The organism is Streptomyces sp. NPDC037290, from assembly GCF_055603245.1.
Map to the genome: position 1 here is coordinate 366,424 of NZ_JBVJVZ010000007.1, position 18,089 is coordinate 384,512.

Sequence of the window (18,089 nt, forward strand, 5' to 3'; positions counted from 1 at the left end):
GCCATGAGCACCTCCGCCCCGTGCCCCTCGGTCCTGTTCGTCTGCGTCCACAACGCCGGCCGCTCCCAGATGGGCGCCGCGTTCCTGACCCACCTGGGCGGTGACCAGGTCGAGGTTCGGTCGGCCGGTTCCGCCCCCGCCGACGCGGTGAACCCCGCCGTGGTCAAGGCAATGGCGGAGGTGGGCATCGACATCTCTGCCGAGACACCCAAGGTCCTCACCACCGAGGCGGTGCAGTCCTCGGACGTGGTGATCACGATGGGCTGCGGGGACGCCTGCCCCGTCTTCCCCGGCAAGCGGTACCTGGACTGGCAGCTGGACGATCCCGCCGGGCAGGGTGTCGACGCCGTCCGGCCGATCCGGGACGCCATCGAACAGCGGGTACGCAACCTGTTGGCCGAGCTCGGCATCCCTGCGGCGACATGACCACTACGAGTCGGCTCGGCTCGGCTCGGCGGGAGTGCTACCGCGCCACTGACTCGTCGCGCTGCTCGCAAGACGCAAACCTGCTGCTCAGGGGCGCCTTATGCGTGAGCGATGCGTGAGCGGACGGTGCGGCACGAGCTGTCACGAGCCGCACCGCCCATCATGGCGCACATGCCCTGACCAGGCACTTCCGGACTCTGACGCATCGCCCGGAACCACCCGGCAAGCCTTGGCCAGGACTTTTAATCCATTGGTTGTGGGTTCGAGTCCCACAGGGCCTACGGACGACAGGCGGGGGGTATGGCCCCTGACCTGCGGTGCAGCGCCTGAGTCGGCTTCGGTCGGCTCGGGCGCTGCTTCGTTTCCTGAAGTACGGCAGGCGTTGGGGCCGCCGGCCTGGTGGCCGGACGATCGCGGGGTGCATGCCGTCCGCCACGGAGTGCGTCGGGGTGAAGGGCGGGCGGGGGCACGCTGGCCGGCGCGTCAGGGCCTGCCGGTGTCCACCGACCGGAGCCCGCCGCCGCGTGGGGCGTCCGGGTCCGGTCATGGCCGGGCGCGGCCGTCGGGAAAGCGTTGTGCCAGGCGCCGCCGGGCAGAAGTCTGCTCCCCGTGACCACAACAGAGGCTGCGAACACCGCACCGTCCCCGCTCGTCCGTTCCTTCGGCCAGCTCGCGGACCTGGACCCCGACCGACCGGTCGTGACCCTGTTCAGCGGCGGGCTGGACAGCTCCTACCTGCTGCTGCGGCTGAGCCGGATGGGGCTGCGCGAGGTGCACGCCGTGAGCGTGGACATCGGCGAGGACGAGTCCGGCCCCTACAAACGCCAGGTGGCCGAGGCGCTCGGGGCACGGCTCCACCTGTTCGACCGGCGCGCGGAGTTCGCCGACCGCTTCGTCGCACCGGCCATCGCCGCGCAGGCCGTGTACCTCGGCATCCACCCCGTCAGCTCCACGCTCAGCCGTCCGCTCATCGCGAAGACCGCGGTGCAGCTGGCGCGCTCGCTGGGCGCGCAGGCCGTCCTGCACACCGCCAACCGCTCGCAGAACACCCTGCGCCGGCTCAACGGAGCGCTGGCGCTGCTCGGGTACGAGGGCGCGTACGGCAGCCCGTACGACCTCGACCCCGTCACCCGTGAGGACAAGCTGACCGCCCTGCGCGCCGCCGGGGTCGACCTGCTGGCCGGACGGATCGTGAGCGGCGACTCCAACCTGTGGTGCCGCGAGTTCGAGTCGGGCATCCTCGACGATCCCGAACAGCACCAGGTGCCGGAGGAGATGTACGCGTGGAGCCGGCCCACCGCCGCGCCGGGCGCCACCGAACTGCTCACCGTCACCGTCGAGAACGGCCGCCCGGTCGCACTGGACGGGACCCGGCTGCCGCTCACCGAACTGATCGAGCTGCTCAACCGGCGCGTGGGCGCCTACGGGCTGGGCCGCTACTCGGGCCTGGAGCACCTGGACCACGGCGAGAAGGTCCTGGAGATCCGCGAGATGCCGGCCGCCTGGCTGCTGCTGAGCACCTACCGGCACATCGAGAGCGCCTGCCTCGATGCCGAACTCGTCCGGGAGAAGCGGCACCTGGAGCAGCTGTGGGTCCGGGAGGCGCTGGAGGGCCGGTGGTTCGGCGAACTACGGCTGGCCGCCCAGTCGTTCGTCGACGCCTGCGCGTCCCGGACCAGTGGCAGCGTCACCTGGCGGCTGCGCACGGGCGGTGCCGACACCCGGTCCATCACCGCCGGCCGGCCGCTGTACCTGCGGGACCGGGAGGAGTGGGAGGAGCTGGCGATCGCCGCCGAGTCGGCGCCGTTCGAGGCTCCCGCCGTCCCCGCGCTGCTTCCCGTGACCGCCTGACCACCCCCACTTTCACGACGTACGGAGCTGCACCCATGACCACCGCCCTCGCCCACCCCGCCGCCCTCGACGCCGTCGCCGCCCTGTCCGGGCCCGGCGGGCATCTGATGCCGTCGGCCGAGCTGTCCTCGCTGCTCGGTGTCGACGCCACCGACTGGGCGCGGTTCGCCGCGCACTGGGACGAACTGACCCTGGACACCTACATGGCCGACGGCGGCACCTACCGCTTCCGCCGCTACGGCCAGTTCGACCTGGATCCGGCCGCCGGGGAGCTGACGCTGCTGCCGCACGAGCCGTACCGGCAGGAGACCGACGTCAATCCGCTCAACGGCGGCATCGAGCGGATCTTCGACCCGCTGACGGTGTCGTTCGCGGGCGACCCGCTGCTGCGCTCGGTGCTCGTCACGCTCGGCCGGATCTTCAGCTCCGCCCTCGGCTGGGACACGGACGGCACCCGGCGCTGGAACGTCAAGCTGCACCCGTACCGGATCAGCGCCGCCGACGGACAGGTGGGTCAGCCCGCTCCCGAGGGCCGGCACCGCGACGGGGTCACCTTCATCACCTCGCTGCTGATCGGCCGCACCAACGTCGGCGGCGGCGAGAGCGGGGTGTACGCCGACTCGGGCGCCCACCTGCTGACGACTACGCTGTCCGAGCCCGGTGACCTGCTGCTGGGCGACGACCGCCGCACGCTGCACTCGGTGACCCCGGTGCACCCGGTGGACCCCGCGCTGCCGGCACACCGTGACGTCCTGGTGATCGCGTACACAGCACGCTGAGTGCCGACCGCCGCGCGCGCCAGGCGCCCGTCCCCTTCGCAGCACCGTCTTCGCAGCACCGTCGTCCCCAGTTCCGCAGAGGAGTGCCCATGACCGTCACCGCGGCCCGCAGCGGCCGGCTGACCGATCTTCCCGTCCTGCTGGTCGCGGTGGTGTGGGGCTCCAGCTATCTGGCCGCCAAGGGTGTCACCACGGAACGGACCGTGCTGGCCGTGCTGGTGCTGCGGTTCGCCGTGGCGCTGCCGGTGCTGGTCGCCGCGGGCTGGCGGCGGCTGCGCGGCCTGAGCGCCGTGCAACTGCGCGGGGCCGGACTGCTGGGGCTGATCCTCGCCGGGATCTTCCTGCTGGAGACGTACGGGGTGGTGCACACCTCGGCGACCAACGCCGGGCTGATCATCAGCCTCACCATGGTCTTCACCCCGCTGGCCGAGAGCCGGGTGCGCGGCACCCGGCTGCCGGGCGCCTTCATGGCGGCCGCCGGGCTGTCGGTGCTCGGCGTGGCGCTGCTCACCCAGGGCGCCGGTTTCAGCGCCCCGACCGGCGGCGACCTGCTGATGCTGGGGGCCGCCGTCGCCCGTACCGTGCATGTCCTCGCCATGTCCCGCATGGAGTCGGTACGCGGAGCGGACGCGCTGTCGCTGACCACTGTCCAGCTGGGCGGGGCGGTCGTCGTGTTCGCCGTGCTGGTGGCGCTGCCGGGCACCGGTGCCTCGCCCTGGGCGGCCGCGGCCGGCTTCGGCGCCGGGGACTGGCTCGGGCTGATCTATCTGTCCGCGTTCTGCACCCTGTTCGCGTTCTTCGTGCAGATGTGGGCGGTGCGCCGTACCTCCCCGTCCCGGGTGAGCCTGCTGCTCGGCACGGAGCCGGTGTGGGCCGCGGCGGTCGGCATCGCCGTCGGCGGGGACCGGCCCGGCTGGCTGGGCCTGCTCGGCGCGGTCCTGGTGCTCGCCGGTACGGCGTGGGGGCGAGCGGTGGCGGACCGGGAACGGGGAACCGCGAACGCCGCGGAAACGGCGGCCGCAGGGACGGGAGCCGAGGCCGCCGGGACCGGGGCCCGTCCGGCGGATCAGGTCGCGGGACGGTGACGGCGCCTCATCAGCGCAGGTGAGCGGGGGCGATGGGGTCCTCCCACGCCCTTGGGGCAGTGAGCAAGGGCGGGCCGGGGCCCCGCGTCCAGGATCCGCCGGGCCGGCCCTGGGGCCGCGGTGTGAGGTCAGGCGTCCAGCCAGCCGAGCCGGACGGCACAGGCTCCGGCCTGGAAGCGGCTGGCGGCACCGAGGCGTTCGGTGAGTTCGGAGACGAGGCGGTGGATCGTGCGTTCGGAGACGCCGAGCTTGCGGGCCATGGCCTCGTCGGTGAGTCCGCCCGCGAGCATCCGCAGCAGTTCCAGGTGGCGTCCCTCGGGACGCCATGCGCCGTCCGGCCCGGCCGCCGCGTCGGTCAGCACGTTCGCCGCCGCCCAGGAGTGCTCGAAGATCTCCCGGAACACTCCGACCAGCGTCTCTCCCCGGAGGATCACCGCCGTGATCTCACCGATGGCCGACGGCGGCGCCGGCACCAGCGCGGTCGAGCTGTCCACGATGATCAGCCGCAGCGGCAGCGTGTGCGCGGTGCGCACCTGCGCCCCGGCCGCGCTCAGCCGCCGCAGGTAGGACGCCATGTGCGGCACGGCCGCCGCGGAGCCCAGGTGGATCGTGCGCATGCGTACCCCGCGCCCGATCACCGCGAGGTCCCGCTCCAGGCCCGACTCGACCATCTGAGCGGGCAGCGCGCGTCCGGGGTGCAGCGACAGCAGCTCCTCCTCGACCCGCCGGGACACGTCCTCCAGCACCGCCGAGACGTTCGCGGCACCGGTCACCACCTCCATCCGCACCGGGAGCAACTCCCGTGCGTGCACCGGCTGGAAGTCGGTGAGGATCCGCGTCAGTGCGGAACGCGTGCGCTGAACGGAGCTGAGCAGCCCGGCCGTGTGCTGCTCCTCCTCCACGAGGAGGTTGCGCAGCGCGGTGTCGGGCGACAGCGCCGTCCACCCGTTCCCGCTGTCCGGGGCCGACACGAACAGCCGTAGTCCGTTGAGGAGTTGAATGGCGTCGGCGAACTCCGCGTCGCTCCAGCCACGCTCGCCGATCACGCTCTCGGGGCGCCAGTTCGCATCCTCCAGCGCGATGCGGTAAAGCTCCTGCGCACGCTCCTTCACATCCATCGGGCCTCTCCATGTCGTCCCCCGGCGCGACCGCCCCCCGGCCGGGCGCCCAGTGGATCTTAGGAACGTCCCTGCTCAGCTGGCCAGACAAGGTCCGGCATACGGACGCGGCGGGAGCCGGGTGAGCCGTCCGGGCCTGGCCATGGCCGGTCCCGGAACCAGCGCAGACATGGTGGTGGGTGACCGTCCCGGCACATGCTGACGGCGCACCGCGTACTCGCGCACCGCACACCCAGCCCCCCGATCCCGGAGGTTCGCCATGCCCGCTCCGTCCGCCGCGTCCGTCCTGTTCCCCGCGTCCCTCCTGTCCCCCGTGTCCGTCCGGCGCCGGCTCCTGCGTGTCGCCTCCGCCGTGGCCCTCGCCGCGCTGCTCGCGGGCGGCGCTGCCGTCGCAGGTGCACCGGCGGCGGGCACCACGGCCGTCGCCGCCGGCTCCGACTCCCTCATCTGGGGCTGATCGCCGTGCCCGTACCGGCCGTCGCCGTCGTCGCCCCGCTCACCGGGCCGCGAACGGCCGCGGGCACCGTCCTCCTCGCCGAGGTGGACCGGATCCGTGGCGTCGCCCCGGGAACGGCCGACTGGCAGGTCTTCCACGAGACACCCGGTGTCGCGCACACCGTGGCGGCCGGCGGCTTCACGGCGGTCGTCGGCCACGCAGACCCGTCGGTCGCCGACGGCGCGCTGGACGTCTACCGGCAGGCCGGACTCCCCTGTCTGCTGCCGCTGCTCCCCGGCCGCGCGCCCGCGCTGAGCTGGGCACCCGACGAAACCCACCTCGCCCGCGCCCTGACCGACGCCGCGCTCGCCCTCGCCGCGACGGCGCTGACGGTGGCGTGCGACGACGACGGCAGCACCGGGCCGGCCGGGCTGCTCGCCGCGCGGGCACGGGCGACGGGGCTCGCCGTGCGAACCGGTGGGGGTACCGGTGACGTCCTCGCCCTGCTCGCCCCACAGCACCGGTTGCCGGCCCTCCTGCGCGCGCGGGAGGGGCAGTCGTGGCGGGCCGTGCTGGTGGTGGCGGACTGCGGGTTGCCGTCGTTCGACGCGCTCGTGACCGCAGGTGCGCGGCTGCCCGTGTGGGCCGTCCATGCCGAGCCGTGTCTGGTCCGCCGTACCCGGGCGGTCATGGCCTCGCTGGCCGCCGCCCTGGCCGAGGACTCCTCGCTGCGGGGCGCCCGGCTCGCCTCGCGGGTCCTGTCCCGCTCGGCGCTCCTGATCGGTCCGGACGGAAGTGTGCTCGGCGAGGGGCGGCGCGTGTCACGGTTGTCCGCGGTGTGCCCGGTGCGGGCGGCGGCCCGGGAGGTCACCCTGACCGTCCCGGACACCCAGGCGGTCTGACTCCCGCTCAGACCCTTGGAGGAATGGGAGCTGGTGAGCCCGAGCCGGGGGTAGACGTGTGCCCCGCCCCCGAAGTCCGGGGGCTACTCCCGGCCGCCGGCCTTCCGGCGGGCCGCCTCGTGGATGGCCTGGGTGTACGGCGTGTCCGCGGCGCGCGTCTCCTGGTCGAGCTCGCTGAAGGGGACCAGCGCCTTGTGGCCGCTGTCCACCGTCTGCATCCAGGCGCACCAGGCGTCGTGAACGTCCTCGTCGGTCACCTCTTCCCCCTTGGCCCGCAGGAGCACGGCATACAGGCGGAACAGGTCGTCGGAGCCCGCGGGGGGCTTCGCCTGCGGGGGCAGGCAGGACCGTATGAGATCGGCGAGGGAGTCGAGGTAGGTCACACGGACAGTGTGCCCGCAAACAGGATCAGGTGCGCCACGGCGAAGACGAGGGGGACGATGCGCTCGGACGTGCCCAACTCGGTGTAGCCGCGCCGGCTGGGAATCGGGTGTTGCCGCAGAACGTCCCACTCGTCGGCGAAGACCTTCGCTGAGAGGCGGGCTTCCAGCCTCAGGATGACCTCGAACTTCGCGCGGTTGAGATCCCGGTAGCTGCGCAGCTGCATCCACCATGTGACGGACAGGGTGACGCCCGCCAGGGCCACGGCCAGCGGCACCCACCAGGGTGACTCCGAGAGCCTGGGGAAGCCGAACCCGACCAGCGTCACCAGCGCGGACTGCACCGACAGGAAGAAGGCGTTGGCGTTGCCGCGACGGGCGGAGACCCGGTCGGCCATCTCCACGGCGAGTTTGTACAGCTCCAGCAGCTCCGGCCGGTGGTCCGGCCCACTGGAGGCCGTCACCGGTCGGTCCTCACGAGCACCTGCCGCATGCCGCTTCCCGCCCCCTCGTCAGTGCCGTGCTTCCAGTGCCGTCAACTGGTCCATGACCGGCTGGAGTTCGCGCTTGACCAGTCGGCTGAGCGTCCAGGTGCTGGACAGCCGGACGGTCGTGGTGTCGAACCGTATGAACCTCGCCTCCCAGCCCGGCCGGAAGACGACCAGCCCCTTGAGGGGGAAGTCCCAGCGCAGCCGCTTGCGGCCGCCGTTCAGGAGGACCTCCCAGCGCGGCCGCTCAGGGCGAGCGGGCGAGGGGAACGCCGGCAGGCCGGGCAGCGGGGGCCACACCCCCGAGCCCCGTGCCCCTGGTTCGGTGCGTGACCGCCGCTCGTACTCCTTCGTGACGGCCTCGCGGAAGTGGTCGTAGGCCGGGGCGTCGCAGTAGACCAGCAGCAACAGCCGCGTCGCTGGTACGAGGCGCACCGCCTCGGTGAACTCCCAGACGGTGCCGGGGCCGGGGCCCGCCGACAGGAGCACGGCGTGTGCGCCCGCGATCAGGCTGCTCACCGTGGACTGCCAGTCGTTCAGGGGCAGGTACCCGCGGGCCGCTCCCGGCAGCGGTAGTTCCTCGCCGGGCCGGCCGATCGCGACGACCCGCCCGAACCGCCGGAAGCGGCGGACCATCGACTCCTCGTGCGTCAGCCCCGAGACGAGGAAGAAGTTCTGGGCGCTTCCGCCCCCTTGGACGTCGTCGGGCAACGAGCCCATGACCTCGTCGTGGGAGAACGGGCGCAGGTACAGCAGGTAGGGGGTGCCGGGCAGGCCGTCCAGGGAGTCGACGACGTCGGCGACGTGCTGCTTTCCGCGCACCACGACATGCCGGCCGATCGTGAAGACCGTCGCGCCGCCGAAGAAGGCCACCACCGCCCCCAGCAGGCGCAACCACCAGCGGGCGTGGGGAACGGAGGACCACTGATCGCTCTGCAGGCTCGCCCTGAAGATCGCGAACCCGAGAATGCCCGCCGCCGCACCCACGATCCGCAGGGTCCATCCGGCACGGATCAGCACCCGCCCTCTGGACGCCCGCTGCGCACCGCGCGGTGACGGAATCCGAGCGCGCGGCCCCGGGCCGTCCGGCGGTAAGTTCGGGCTCCCCCTCATACGCGCAGTCCCCCTCGCGTCCCCCGTGTCGTTTCCGGCAGCCCCGGACACTTCGGAAGATACGGCAACGGGCAGGGCTTCCCCAGGGAGTTGGCCTAACTCGGGGCAACCGGCCCGGGACCGGCGGGGGAAGGGGGGCAGGCCGCGACGTCACGGCCACGGCCTGTCCCTGTTCGAGAAGAGATCACCAGCAGAGCGTGCTGATCGTGTGGCCGTCACACACGTGGCCGTGGCCGTCGGCAGCCGAGGCCGTACCGGCCGGGATGGCAAGAACTGCAAGGAGTGCGGCGGTGAACAGGGCAGCGATGTGTCGCATGGTGAACCGTCCTTTCTGGGTCCTCCGGCAAGACCTGTGTCTTGCCGGAATGAGCCCAGGCTTGCGTAGACCCGCACACTCCGCATGTCGAACGAACACGCTGGGTCACCAGCGTGAGGCCCGGGCCGGCTCCGGCCGGCCCGGGCGCCGAGGCGCCGACGGGCCGTGCGCGTCACGAGGCCTCGTACGACCCCTGGGGCTGGGAGTTCCGCCGACTGTGTGCCGCGTGCCGGGGCTTGGACACCTTGGACGAGACCTGGCCGACGATCTCCCAGAAGCACACCAGAGCGGTGATCGGTGGAATTCCGAAGATGATCAGTGAAAGCGGTGAATGTGATGAGTGGCTGACGCACAGGGCGACTGCCATGGCGGAAGCGCCGAGCACCACACCCCAGGACCTCCGGGCACTACGCCCCTGAACCGTGGCCCGCAGAATGGAAAGGGCCGCCACGAGCCATGGGCCGTATACCGTCAGCGGCCACCACTGGGCCAGTTGCATCGGCAGTACTGAGGAGGCGGTGGCGCGGAGTTGGGTATAAGAATAGGAGAACGACCAGCCCAGCATGCAGATCGCGCACACCGAGATCGTCGCGACCAGGGCCGTGACGTGAGCGCTCCGGTTGTTCTCGGGCGAGCGGGTTTCCGTACGGATCCGTCGTCGCGCGCGTCTGTGGCTGGACCGTTCGTGCGGCGGGCTCGGCTCGGGGTTCGCGCCGGACGCGGCGGACAGCATCTGCGCCAGCTCTTCGACCGGGTCCCACTCTATCTCGATCGTGCTGAACTCGGAGTCGCTGAAGATGTCTTCGTCCTGCATCCTGTCCATCACGTAAGTCCTATAGCCCCACCATCGCCTGCAGGTACTCGGTTTCCAGTTGTGTGATTCTCCTCAGGAACTCGTCGAGGAGATCCGAACATCCGTCAAAGTACGCGTCGCTGTCGTCGGGATCCGTCTGCAGTGTGAGCGCTGAGCGAAGATTCCCGGCTCCGAGCCTCTCAGTCCGTGTCATCACGACCGCCTAACGAGCCCCTCGGGCGGCCGGGGTGTCCGGCATTCGGGTGTTTCCATGGCCCAAAAGCAGTATCCCGCGGGTCTGATGACAGCAATTGGCGAAAATGCTTTTAGCCAGGAAACGGCATTCCGTGAATGCAGATCGGGCCGATCCGGCCGCCGAAGGCCCTGCCGCGGCGGCCGGATCGCTCAGGCCCCGGTCACGATCCGCTCGACCGCCGCCGTCACCAGCGCGTCCCGCTCCGCCTCGGAGAGGGCGTCCGGCAGGGTGAGTTGCTCGACGATCAGCCAGTTGAGGGCGAGGTAGAGCAGTTTGACGGCGGTCGCGTCGCCGGGGAGGCCGGAGGCTTCGTGATAGGCGACGTTGGCGGCGAGGTCGGCGCGGACCCGCTCGGTGAGCACCGCGCGCAGCTCGGGACGGCGGGTGGCCTCCAGGCGCAGCTCCAGCAGGGCGAGGTAACCGGTGCGGAAGGAGGCGACCCGCCCCACGAGTTCACGCATCAGCGCCGCGTACGTCTCCCGGTCCCGGCCGGCCGTCTGCTGGCGGGCGATCGTGGCCTCGTCGGGCTGCAGCCGCTCGTAGACGCGGGCGCCGGCCTGGGTGAGCAGGTCGTCCCGGTTGGAGAAGTAGTTGGACGCCGTACCGGGGGGCACACCCGCCTCCGCGTCCACCGCCCGGAAGGTCAGCCCGCGCGCCCCTTCCCGCGCCAGCACCTCGATGGCGGCATCCACGAGCGCGGCCCGCCGCTGGTCGTTGCGTCTCACCATGGACGCTGAGAGTACTCCAGATGAAGTTGTCAGCCCCCATCCGGTGGCGGGACCCCCTCCTCCTGCTCCGTCACGCCCCGTAGGCCCGCAGGAACGCCGCCACCCCGCCCCTGATCAGGCGGTCCGTCTCCGCCGGCGGCAGGGGGTGAACGCCGTAGTGGGTGAACTGGACGATCGTGTGAGCGGTCAGGGCCGTGAAGTGGGCGGCGGTCATCGCCGCGTCGCCGTGCAGGTCGAGCAGCCCGGCGGCGGCGAGGCGGCCCATCGCCTCGGCGAGGGCCCGGCCGACCGGTGCCGGGCCCGCCTCGTGCCAGGCCTTGAGGACCTCCGGGGGCACATGGTCGGCCTCGGCGTGGATGTGGCGGACGAGGGCGAAGTGGTTCGGGTAGTCGGCCATGAGGCCGACGAACGCGCGGGCCAGGGCGACCAGATCGCGTTCCAGGTCCTCGGCGCGCGGCGGCCGCTCGGGGTCCAGCACCGCGTGCAGGGTGCCCAGTTGGGCGTCGCGGACCTCGTGGGAGGTCCAGGTCACCACGGTCTGGAAGAGCTGTGCCTTGCCGCCGGGGAAGTGGTTGTAGAGCGTGCGCGTGGAGACGCCGGCCTCGGCGGCCAGCGCGTCGACCGAGGCGCGCGCGTAGCCCTCGCGGCCGAAGAGCGTGCAGGACGCGCTCGCGATCGCCATCTGCTTCTCCAGCTTGCGCGGTGAGACCTCGCGTCGCGCCTGCGCCAGCCGGGACTCGTTCGTTTCGCCCACACCTGCCTCCTGTGAGCAGCCACTCTACCCGACTTACAACGAGCGTTGTACTTTCTATAACGATCGTTGTACTTTGCTGTCCGGGCGACCGCACCGAGCGGCCGTCCCGAAGCCGGTGAAGCCGGAGATAGGGGGACACCTGTGTCTGTCACCAGCAAGGAAGCCGTCGCGGAGGAAACCGTGTCCGTCGGCGGTGAGGTACCGCTGCGCGTCGCCGTCGTGGTCGGCAGCGTCCGGGAGGGCCGGCAGGGCCGGGCCGTCGCCGACTGGTTCCTCGGCGCCGCCGCCGGGGACGAGGGCGTGCACTTCGACGTCATCGACCTCGCCGAGGTCGACCTGCCGCTGGTGCTGCCCGGCTGGGGCGGCTCGCCGAGCCCCGAGGCCGCCGCCGCACTGCGGGACGTCTCACCGCGGCTGGCCGCCGCCGACGCGTTCGTCGTCGTCACGCCCGAGTACAACCACAGCTTCCCGGCGTCCCTGAAGAACTTCGTCGACTGGCACCACGCCCAGTGGCAGGCCAAGCCGGTGGGCTTCGTCTCGTACGGCGGCCTCGGCGGCGGGCTGCGCGCGGTCGAGCAGCTCCGGCTGGTCTTCGCCGAACTGCACGCGACGACCGTGCGCGACTCGGTCAGCCTGCACGGTCCCTGGTCCGGCCTCGGCGAGGACGGCATCCCGCGGGACGCGGCCGTGTGCGCCGGTGCCGCGAAGGGCATGCTCGGTCAACTCGTCTGGTGGGGGCGGGCGTTGCGGGCCGCGCGGGCCGAGCGCCCGTACGCGGGCTGAGGACGGCGGGGAAGAGAGGCGGGGGAGATGCGTACGACCGCGCCCGCCGTGCGACCGGCCGGCCCGGTGCCGGACCCGTCCAGGGCCCTGAACCGCACCCTGGCCGTCACCGTCATCGGCACGGTGATGGCGGTGCTCGACATGACGATCGTCAACGTCGCGCTGCGCCGGCTCTCGCGGTCCTTCGGCGCCCCGCTGGCGACCATCCAGTGGGCCACCACGGCGTACACGCTCGCGCTGGCCGCCGTCATCCCGACCGCCGCCTGGGCCATGGCCCGGATCGGCGCCAAGCGCACCTATCTGACCGCGCTCACTCTCTTCACCCTCGGTTCGCTGCTCGCCGCGTGCGCCTGGGACGCGGGCAGCCTCATCGCCTTCCGGGCGGTGCAGGGGCTCGGCGGCGGGCTGCTGCAGCCGGTCGGCATGGCCATGGTGATGGGCGCCGCCGACCGCGGCCGGCTCGGCCGCGCGATGGCCGTTGGCGGGCTGCCCGTCCTGGTCGGACCGGTCGCCGGGCCGGTACTCGGCGGCTGGCTGGTCGACGCCGCCTCCTGGCACTGGATCTTCCTGGTCAACCTGCCCGTCGGCGCCCTGGCGCTGGCCCTCGCGCTACGCCTGCTGCCGCCGGACGCGCCGGCGACCGGGCCCGCGGGGAGCGCCGCCCGCCTCGACCTCCCCGGCCTGCTGATGCTCTCGCCCGGCCTCGCCCTGCTCCTGTACGGCCTGGCCCGAGGCGGTGAGCGCGGCGACTTCACGGCGCCCGGCGCCCTCGTGCCGACGCTCGCCGGAGCGGCCCTCGCGGCGGCCTTCGTACGGCGGGCGCTCACCGCCGCCGCCCCGCTGCTGGATCTGCGCCTGCTGCGCGACCGTACCTTCGCCGCGGGCGCCGGCACGCTCGCCCTGTTCACCTGCGGCTACTTCGGCTCGATGCTGCTCGGCCCGCTGTACTGGCAGCAGGAGCGGGGCATGAGCGCCATGGCGGGCGGGCTGCTGGGCGCGCCGGCCGGTCTCGCCGTCGGCACCACGATGCAGATCGCGGCCCGGCGGATCGACCGGGTGGCGCCGCGCCGGCTGATCCCGGCCGGCGTCGCGGTGGCCGCCCTCGGGATGGCGCTGCTGGCCTGGCAGTGCGGGGTGCCCGGGGTCGCGCCCTGGCGGATGGTCGCGTCGGCCATGGTGATGGGCGTCGGCACGGGCATGGTGCTGATGCCGGCCGTGACCACCGCGAGCCGGGAACTGCCGGGGGAACGGCTGCCCGCGGCGAGCACCGCGCTGAGCATCACCTCCCAGCTGGGCGCTTCCGTCGGCACGGCCGTGCTGTCGGTGGTGCTGGGCTCGGCGGGCATGGACCCGGCCGGTTTCCGGACCGCGTACGCCGTCGCGGCGGTCCTGCTGGCCCTGGCCGCCCTGCCGGCCCTGCGCCTGCCGGGCCGGGGGCAGGGGCGCTGACCCGCCGGCCCGGCCGGGCTCAGCCGGCGGACAGCCCGGTCAGGTCCGCCAGCGGCAGGGTGTGCTGGGTACGGACCACCTTGGCGCGGAGGTAGCGGACGTTGTGGGGCGTGGTGAAGACACCGGTCGGCACCCGGTCGCGTACGACGACGCCCAGCGCGCGCAGCTGCTCGGCCTTGTCGGGGTTGTTGGAGAGCAGGTCCAGCTCGTCGATGCCGAGGGCGGCGAGCATCTGCGCGGCCGCCGTGTAGTCGCGGGCGTCCTCCGGCAGGCCGAGCGCGGCGTTCGCCTCGTAGGTGTCGAGGCCCTGGTCCTGCAGGGCGTACGCGTCGAGCTTGTTGTACAGGCCGATGCCGCGCCCCTCCTGGCGCAGGTAGAGCAGGACGCCCCCGGTGGCGGCGATGCGCTCGACCGCCTCGCGCAGCTGGGGTCCGCAGTCGCAGCGGGCCGAGCCGAAGACGTCGCCGGTCAGGCACTCGGAGTGCAGGCGCACCAGCGGGACGGGGCCGGGGTCGCCGAGGACGACGGCGACATGCTCCTGGCCGTCGGCCAGACCGTGGAAGGTGACGAGTTCGGCGTCGACGCTGTAGCCGTCGTCGAAGCGCAGCGGAACCCGGACGCGGGCGCGCGGCGTGGCGGCGGGGGTGTCGGGCATGCGGGTCCCTCCCGGTGCGGGCATGTGCTTCAGATTTGAAGCAACGGTTCGCAGGGAGCCTATCCCATGCTTAAAACTTAAAGCAATTACTTTTCGGGTTGCCTGTGTGACTCAGGGGGAGGGAGTGGAGCCGACGAGGAACAGGACGACCGGCGCCGCCAGGGGACGTCCTCGGCCCCGGGCTCGGCCTCGCCGCCCTGCAGCCCGCTCGCGATCCCGGCGCAGATCTCCTCCAGCTGCCCCACCTGCTCCGGCGTGAGCCGGTCGAACAGGGTGGCGCGCACGGTCTCGACGTGCCCGGGCGCCGTACGCTCCAGTACGGCCATCCCGTCGGCCGTCAGCACGGCGATGCTGCTGCGCCTGTCCCAGCGGCAGTCCTCCCGGCGCACCAGTCCGTCCCGCTCCAGGCGGGTGACCGCGTACGTCAGCCTGCTGCGGGTGATCTTCAGCGTCTCGGCGAGATCGGTCATGCGCAGCCGGCGGTCGGGTGCTTCGGAGAGGTTGGCCAGCACGGAGTAGAACAGATGTGGCATGCCGGCCGTCTGCTGCAGGTTCCGGTCGATCGCGTCGTCCAGGAGCCGGGCGGCGGCCAGGTAGGCGCGCCAGGCGCGCTGCTCCTCGGGAGTGAGCCAGCGGGTCGTCATGCCGCCAGTGTAAGTTTGTTTCAAACTTGAACCAAGACCTGCAGGGAGAGCGCGCCGATGTCATACCCCCATGTGCTGCTGTCCGCCGCCGTCTCCCTCGACGGCTACCTGGACGACACCGGCCCCGACCGGCTCCTGCTGTCCAGCCCGGCCGACTTCGACCGGGTCGACGCGGTACGGGCCTCGGTCGACGCGATCCTGATCGGCGCCGGCACGATCCGCGCCGACAACCCCCGGCTGCTGGTCAACTCCGCCGAGCGCCGCGCGGCCCGCGTGGCCGAGGGCAGGCCGGAGTACCCGCTGAAGGTGACCGTCACCGCCACCGGCGACCTCGACCCCGGCGCCCACTTCTGGCACACCGGCGGCGACAAGCTCGTCTGCACGACCGACAAGGGCGCCGAACGGGCCGCACGTCTCCTCGGCCGCACCGCGGACATCGTCCCGCTCGGCCTCGACCTCGACTGGCGGGCCCTGCTGAGCCACCTGCACGACGTGCGCGGCGTACGGCGCCTGATGGTCGAGGGCGGTGGCACGGTCCACACCCAGCTGCTCCAGCAGGGCCTCGCCGACGAGCTCCAGCTGGTCCTCGCGCCACTGTTCGTCGGCGACCCGGCCGCGCCCCGCCTGTTCGGCCCGGGCGCCTACCAGGCCGGCCGGCTGCGTCTCACCGAGACCCGCCGCATCGAGGACGTGGTCCTCATGCGCTACGAGCCCACGGCCCCCGGCACCGGCCAGGTGCCCACCGCAGCCGACCGCCACTGGCTGCGCACCGCCTGTGAGCTGGCCGCGCGGTGTCCGGCCTCGGCGACGGCGTTCAGCGTCGGTGCGGTGGTCGTGGCCGCCGACGGCACCGAGCTGGCCCGCGGGTACTCGCGCGAGGGCGGTGACCCGGTGGTCCACGCGGAGGAGGCCGCGCTTGCCGGGATCGACCCGGCGGATCCCCGGCTGGCCGGCGCCACGGTGTACAGCAGCCTGGAGCCGTGCGCCCGGCGGGCCTCCCGGCCGGCGCCCTGTGCGGAGCTGATCCTGCGGGCGGGGGTGCGGAGGGTGGTGACGGCCTGGCGGGAGCCGGACACCTTTGTCTCCGCGGCCGACGGGGCCGGGGTCCTGGCACAGGGGGGCGCGGAGGTGGTCGTACTCCCGGAGCTGGAGGACGTCGCCAAGGCGCCGAACGCGCATCTGCTGGGGTGACCCCGCGCCCTCTTCGGAGGGCGCGGCACCGCCGTCGGCCTGCACAACACTCAGGGCCGGAAACCATCTGGCTTCCGGCCCTGAGTCTTCAGTAGCGGGGACAGGATTTGAACCTGCGACCTCTGGGTTATGAGCCCAGCGAGCTACCGAGCTGCTCCACCCCGCGTCGTTGTGACTCCAGAGTACCCCATGTTCAGGGCCGCACGCACACCGCCTTTCCCGGGGCCGCGCCCGGAGGGTCATCCGCTCGGTCCACCGCGGTCGCCCGGCGGGCCGGCTGCGGCCACGCTGGACCTACGTCGGACATGCGGGAGACAAGCGGTGCGCCCAGGAGAGGTGGAGGAGAGCCAGTACGTCAGGGCGGGCGCCCGGCTCCCCGGTGACCCCGTGCCCGGCCCCGGCCCCGGCGACGAGCCCGCCCCGGTGCGGCACAGCCGCCGGCCGACCCCGCGCTCCCTCGCCCGCGCCCTGCCCGCCCTGCTGATCACGGGCGGAATCCTGTACGGCCTGCTCACCCCGAGGCAGTTCACGGCCGTCCCCTTCTTCACCGCCGCCCCGCTGGTCGCCGCGCCCCTGTCCTCGCTGCGCAGTACCGCCCTGACCGGCGCCCTGGCCGTGGCCGCCATGTACGCGGTGCACGCCCGGGGCGGCGAGCATCCGGTGGTGGCCGCCTTCACGGACGTCGTCACCGTGGCCACGGTCGCCCTGCTGGCCGTCGCGATCAACCGGGTGGTCCGCCGCGGCGACCGGCGGCTCGCCTCCGCCCGGGAGATCGCCGAGGCCGCCCAGCGGGCCGTGCTGCCCGAGCCCGCCGAGCGGATCGGCGGCTTCGAGATCGCCGCCTGCTACGAGGCGGCCCGGCGGGACGCGTTCATCGGCGGCGACCTGTACGCGGTGCAGGACACCCCGCACGGGGTCCGGCTGGTCGTCGGTGACGTGTGCGGCAAGGGAGTGGGCGCGGTCGCCGCCGTCGCCGTGGTGATCGGGGCGTTCCGGGAGGCGGCCGAGCAGGAGACCACGCTGGAGGCGGTCGCGCGGCGGCTGGAGCGGGCGCTGGCCCGCGAGGGCGCCCGGCGGGGCGGCGTCGACGCCTTCGAGGGCTTCACCACGGCCGTCCTCGCCGAACTCCCGCACGGCGACGGCGTGGTGAGGATCGTCAACCGGGGCCATCCGCCGCCGCTGCTGCTGTACGCCGACGGCACCCTGCGCGCGCTCACCGACGCCGCGCCCGCGCTGCCGCTCGGCCTGGGCGACCTGGGGACGTGGCCCGACCGGGCTCGGCAGGAGCGCTTCCCGGACGGGGCGACCCTGCTGTTCCACACCGACGGCCTGTCCGAGGCCCGGGACGCGCACGGCCGGTTCTTCGATCCCGAACGGCGGCTCGCCGGACGTGTCTTCGACGGCCCGGGCGCCCTGCTGGACCGGCTCGCCGACGAGGTGCGGCGGCACTCCGGCGGCGGGATGGCGGACGACATGGCCCTGCTCGCCGTACGGCGCCCGTGATCGTTCGTCTGTGCCGCGTGATCATCTGTACCGAGGGTGATCGGACGGCAGCCCTCCGCATAACATCTGAGTCACCATCAAAAACGCCGAGACTCCTGAACGTAGACCAACTCGCCCGCTTTGTCGCAGTCCTGACCGGTAAGTCCAGGGCGGAAAACGCTAATGATCAAGCCGAACGGCTTGGAAAGTGACCAGCAGGTCTATTAACGTTCGATAACGCAGCGCGGTCGTCCCAGCCGTCACAAGAGACGGCTCCGTGCGCACGCGCCGAATCCCGTAAGGGAACCGGGGAACCACCAACCCTGGGGTGAATCACGCGGATACCGCGGTGGAACGCCGTGAACTCACGGAGTCCACCTCCGGTATACGCGCGTAGGAGACCTTCCTGCTCCGAACCCGTCAGCTAACCCGGTAGGCGGAGGAAGGAAAGGAGCACGCC

Annotated in this window: 20 protein-coding genes, 1 tRNA gene and 1 riboswitch; of the genes, 10 read left to right on the forward strand and 11 right to left on the reverse strand. The window is 72.6% G+C overall.

Annotated elements, in window-relative coordinates; all coding sequences use genetic code 11:
- The first annotated feature begins 3 nt into the window (after nucleotides 1–3).
- The 4 genes from ACZ7HQ_RS26010 to ACZ7HQ_RS26025 all read left to right on the forward strand — a co-directional run bounded on the left by ACZ7HQ_RS26010 (nucleotide 4) and on the right by ACZ7HQ_RS26025 (nucleotide 4,141).
- Entirely contained in the window at nucleotides 4–426 is a 423-nt protein-coding gene (locus tag ACZ7HQ_RS26010) for an arsenate reductase ArsC (RefSeq protein WP_467259873.1), read from the forward strand.
- A 609-nt stretch (nucleotides 427–1,035) separates the two neighbouring features.
- Nucleotides 1,036–2,277, forward strand: coding sequence for an argininosuccinate synthase-related protein (locus ACZ7HQ_RS26015; RefSeq protein WP_470994333.1), 1,242 nt, complete (start codon nucleotides 1,036–1,038; stop codon nucleotides 2,275–2,277).
- Nucleotides 2,278–2,312: 35 nt separating this feature from the next.
- Nucleotides 2,313–3,056 (forward strand): 2OG-Fe dioxygenase family protein, encoded by a 744-nt coding sequence (locus ACZ7HQ_RS26020; RefSeq protein WP_470994335.1) that lies wholly within the window; start codon nucleotides 2,313–2,315, stop codon nucleotides 3,054–3,056.
- 89 nt (nucleotides 3,057–3,145) lie between these two features.
- A complete protein-coding gene (locus ACZ7HQ_RS26025) occupies nucleotides 3,146–4,141 on the forward strand; it encodes a DMT family transporter (RefSeq protein WP_470994337.1) in 996 nt (331 codons plus the stop codon).
- Nucleotides 4,142–4,269: 128 nt separating this feature from the next.
- Here ACZ7HQ_RS26025 and ACZ7HQ_RS26030 read toward each other — a convergent pair whose 3' ends face one another.
- On the reverse strand, nucleotides 4,270–5,259 hold the full coding sequence (locus ACZ7HQ_RS26030) for a helix-turn-helix transcriptional regulator (protein ID WP_470994339.1): 990 nt from the start codon (nucleotides 5,257–5,259) through the stop codon (nucleotides 4,270–4,272).
- Between the two features lie 259 nt (nucleotides 5,260–5,518).
- On the opposite strand from ACZ7HQ_RS26030, the gene ACZ7HQ_RS26035 reads away from it, so the two are divergent.
- Together ACZ7HQ_RS26035 and ACZ7HQ_RS26040 are read left to right on the forward strand one after the other, a co-directional pair.
- Nucleotides 5,519–5,716, forward strand: coding sequence for a hypothetical protein (locus ACZ7HQ_RS26035; protein WP_470994341.1), 198 nt, complete (start codon nucleotides 5,519–5,521; stop codon nucleotides 5,714–5,716).
- Nucleotides 5,717–5,721: 5 nt separating this feature from the next.
- Nucleotides 5,722–6,597, forward strand: a complete 876-nt coding sequence (locus tag ACZ7HQ_RS26040; RefSeq protein ID WP_470994342.1) for a hypothetical protein — start codon at nucleotides 5,722–5,724, stop codon at nucleotides 6,595–6,597.
- 83 nt (nucleotides 6,598–6,680) lie between these two features.
- On the opposite strand, the gene ACZ7HQ_RS26045 is transcribed toward ACZ7HQ_RS26040, so the two are convergent.
- From ACZ7HQ_RS26045 to ACZ7HQ_RS26075, 7 genes are all read right to left on the reverse strand, one after another.
- A complete protein-coding gene (locus tag ACZ7HQ_RS26045; protein WP_470994344.1) occupies nucleotides 6,681–6,980 on the reverse strand; it encodes a DUF7701 domain-containing protein in 300 nt (99 codons plus the stop codon).
- Nucleotides 6,977–7,441: a RipA family octameric membrane protein gene (locus ACZ7HQ_RS26050; protein WP_470994346.1), complete on the reverse strand. Its 465-nt coding sequence runs from the start codon at nucleotides 7,439–7,441 to the stop codon at nucleotides 6,977–6,979. Before ACZ7HQ_RS26050 ends, ACZ7HQ_RS26045 begins: the two co-directional genes overlap by 4 nt.
- Nucleotides 7,442–7,489: 48 nt before the next feature.
- A complete protein-coding gene (locus tag ACZ7HQ_RS26055) occupies nucleotides 7,490–8,452 on the reverse strand; it encodes a hypothetical protein (RefSeq protein WP_470994348.1) in 963 nt (320 codons plus the stop codon).
- A gap of 310 nt (nucleotides 8,453–8,762) precedes the next feature.
- Nucleotides 8,763–8,894 carry a hypothetical protein gene (locus ACZ7HQ_RS26060; protein WP_470994350.1) on the reverse strand — a complete coding sequence of 44 codons (132 nt, stop codon included), beginning with the start codon at nucleotides 8,892–8,894 and terminating at the stop codon, nucleotides 8,763–8,765.
- A gap of 172 nt (nucleotides 8,895–9,066) precedes the next feature.
- Nucleotides 9,067–9,708, reverse strand: coding sequence for a DUF2637 domain-containing protein (locus ACZ7HQ_RS26065; RefSeq protein WP_470994351.1), 642 nt, complete (start codon nucleotides 9,706–9,708; stop codon nucleotides 9,067–9,069).
- Between the two features lie 384 nt (nucleotides 9,709–10,092).
- Nucleotides 10,093–10,671, reverse strand: a complete 579-nt coding sequence (locus ACZ7HQ_RS26070; RefSeq protein ID WP_470994353.1) for a TetR/AcrR family transcriptional regulator — start codon at nucleotides 10,669–10,671, stop codon at nucleotides 10,093–10,095.
- A 70-nt stretch (nucleotides 10,672–10,741) separates the two neighbouring features.
- Nucleotides 10,742–11,425, reverse strand: coding sequence for a TetR/AcrR family transcriptional regulator (locus ACZ7HQ_RS26075; RefSeq protein WP_470994355.1), 684 nt, complete (start codon nucleotides 11,423–11,425; stop codon nucleotides 10,742–10,744).
- A gap of 180 nt (nucleotides 11,426–11,605) precedes the next feature.
- On the opposite strand from ACZ7HQ_RS26075, the gene ACZ7HQ_RS26080 reads away from it, so the two are divergent.
- On the forward strand, nucleotides 11,606–12,208 hold the full coding sequence (locus tag ACZ7HQ_RS26080) for an NADPH-dependent FMN reductase (RefSeq protein ID WP_470994435.1): 603 nt from the start codon (nucleotides 11,606–11,608) through the stop codon (nucleotides 12,206–12,208).
- A gap of 27 nt (nucleotides 12,209–12,235) precedes the next feature.
- Nucleotides 12,236–13,657: a DHA2 family efflux MFS transporter permease subunit gene (locus ACZ7HQ_RS26085; RefSeq protein ID WP_470994357.1), complete on the forward strand. Its 1,422-nt coding sequence runs from the start codon at nucleotides 12,236–12,238 to the stop codon at nucleotides 13,655–13,657.
- A gap of 19 nt (nucleotides 13,658–13,676) precedes the next feature.
- Here the strand turns inward: ACZ7HQ_RS26085 and ACZ7HQ_RS26090 are convergent, their stop codons facing one another.
- On the reverse strand, nucleotides 13,677–14,312 hold the full coding sequence (locus ACZ7HQ_RS26090; protein ID WP_470994358.1) for a GTP cyclohydrolase II: 636 nt from the start codon (nucleotides 14,310–14,312) through the stop codon (nucleotides 13,677–13,679).
- Nucleotides 14,313–14,398: 86 nt separating this feature from the next.
- Nucleotides 14,399–14,956 (reverse strand): MarR family winged helix-turn-helix transcriptional regulator, encoded by a 558-nt coding sequence (locus tag ACZ7HQ_RS26095; RefSeq protein WP_470994361.1) that lies wholly within the window; start codon nucleotides 14,954–14,956, stop codon nucleotides 14,399–14,401.
- Between the two features lie 57 nt (nucleotides 14,957–15,013).
- On the opposite strand from ACZ7HQ_RS26095, the gene ACZ7HQ_RS26100 reads away from it, so the two are divergent.
- The gene (locus ACZ7HQ_RS26100) at nucleotides 15,014–16,147 is read left to right on the forward strand and encodes a dihydrofolate reductase family protein (protein ID WP_470994362.1); all 1,134 of its coding nucleotides are present in this window, start codon (nucleotides 15,014–15,016) and stop codon (nucleotides 16,145–16,147) included.
- 92 nt (nucleotides 16,148–16,239) lie between these two features.
- On the opposite strand, the gene ACZ7HQ_RS26105 is transcribed toward ACZ7HQ_RS26100, so the two are convergent.
- Nucleotides 16,240–16,313: transfer RNA gene (locus tag ACZ7HQ_RS26105), tRNA-Met, on the reverse strand.
- Between the two features lie 155 nt (nucleotides 16,314–16,468).
- Here ACZ7HQ_RS26105 and ACZ7HQ_RS26110 point away from each other — a divergent pair.
- Nucleotides 16,469–17,650 carry a PP2C family protein-serine/threonine phosphatase gene (locus tag ACZ7HQ_RS26110; protein WP_470994364.1) on the forward strand — a complete coding sequence of 394 codons (1,182 nt, stop codon included), beginning with the start codon at nucleotides 16,469–16,471 and terminating at the stop codon, nucleotides 17,648–17,650.
- 255 nt (nucleotides 17,651–17,905) lie between these two features.
- Nucleotides 17,906–18,083, forward strand: a riboswitch (cyclic di-AMP (ydaO/yuaA leader).
- Nucleotides 18,084–18,089 lie beyond the last annotated feature (6 nt).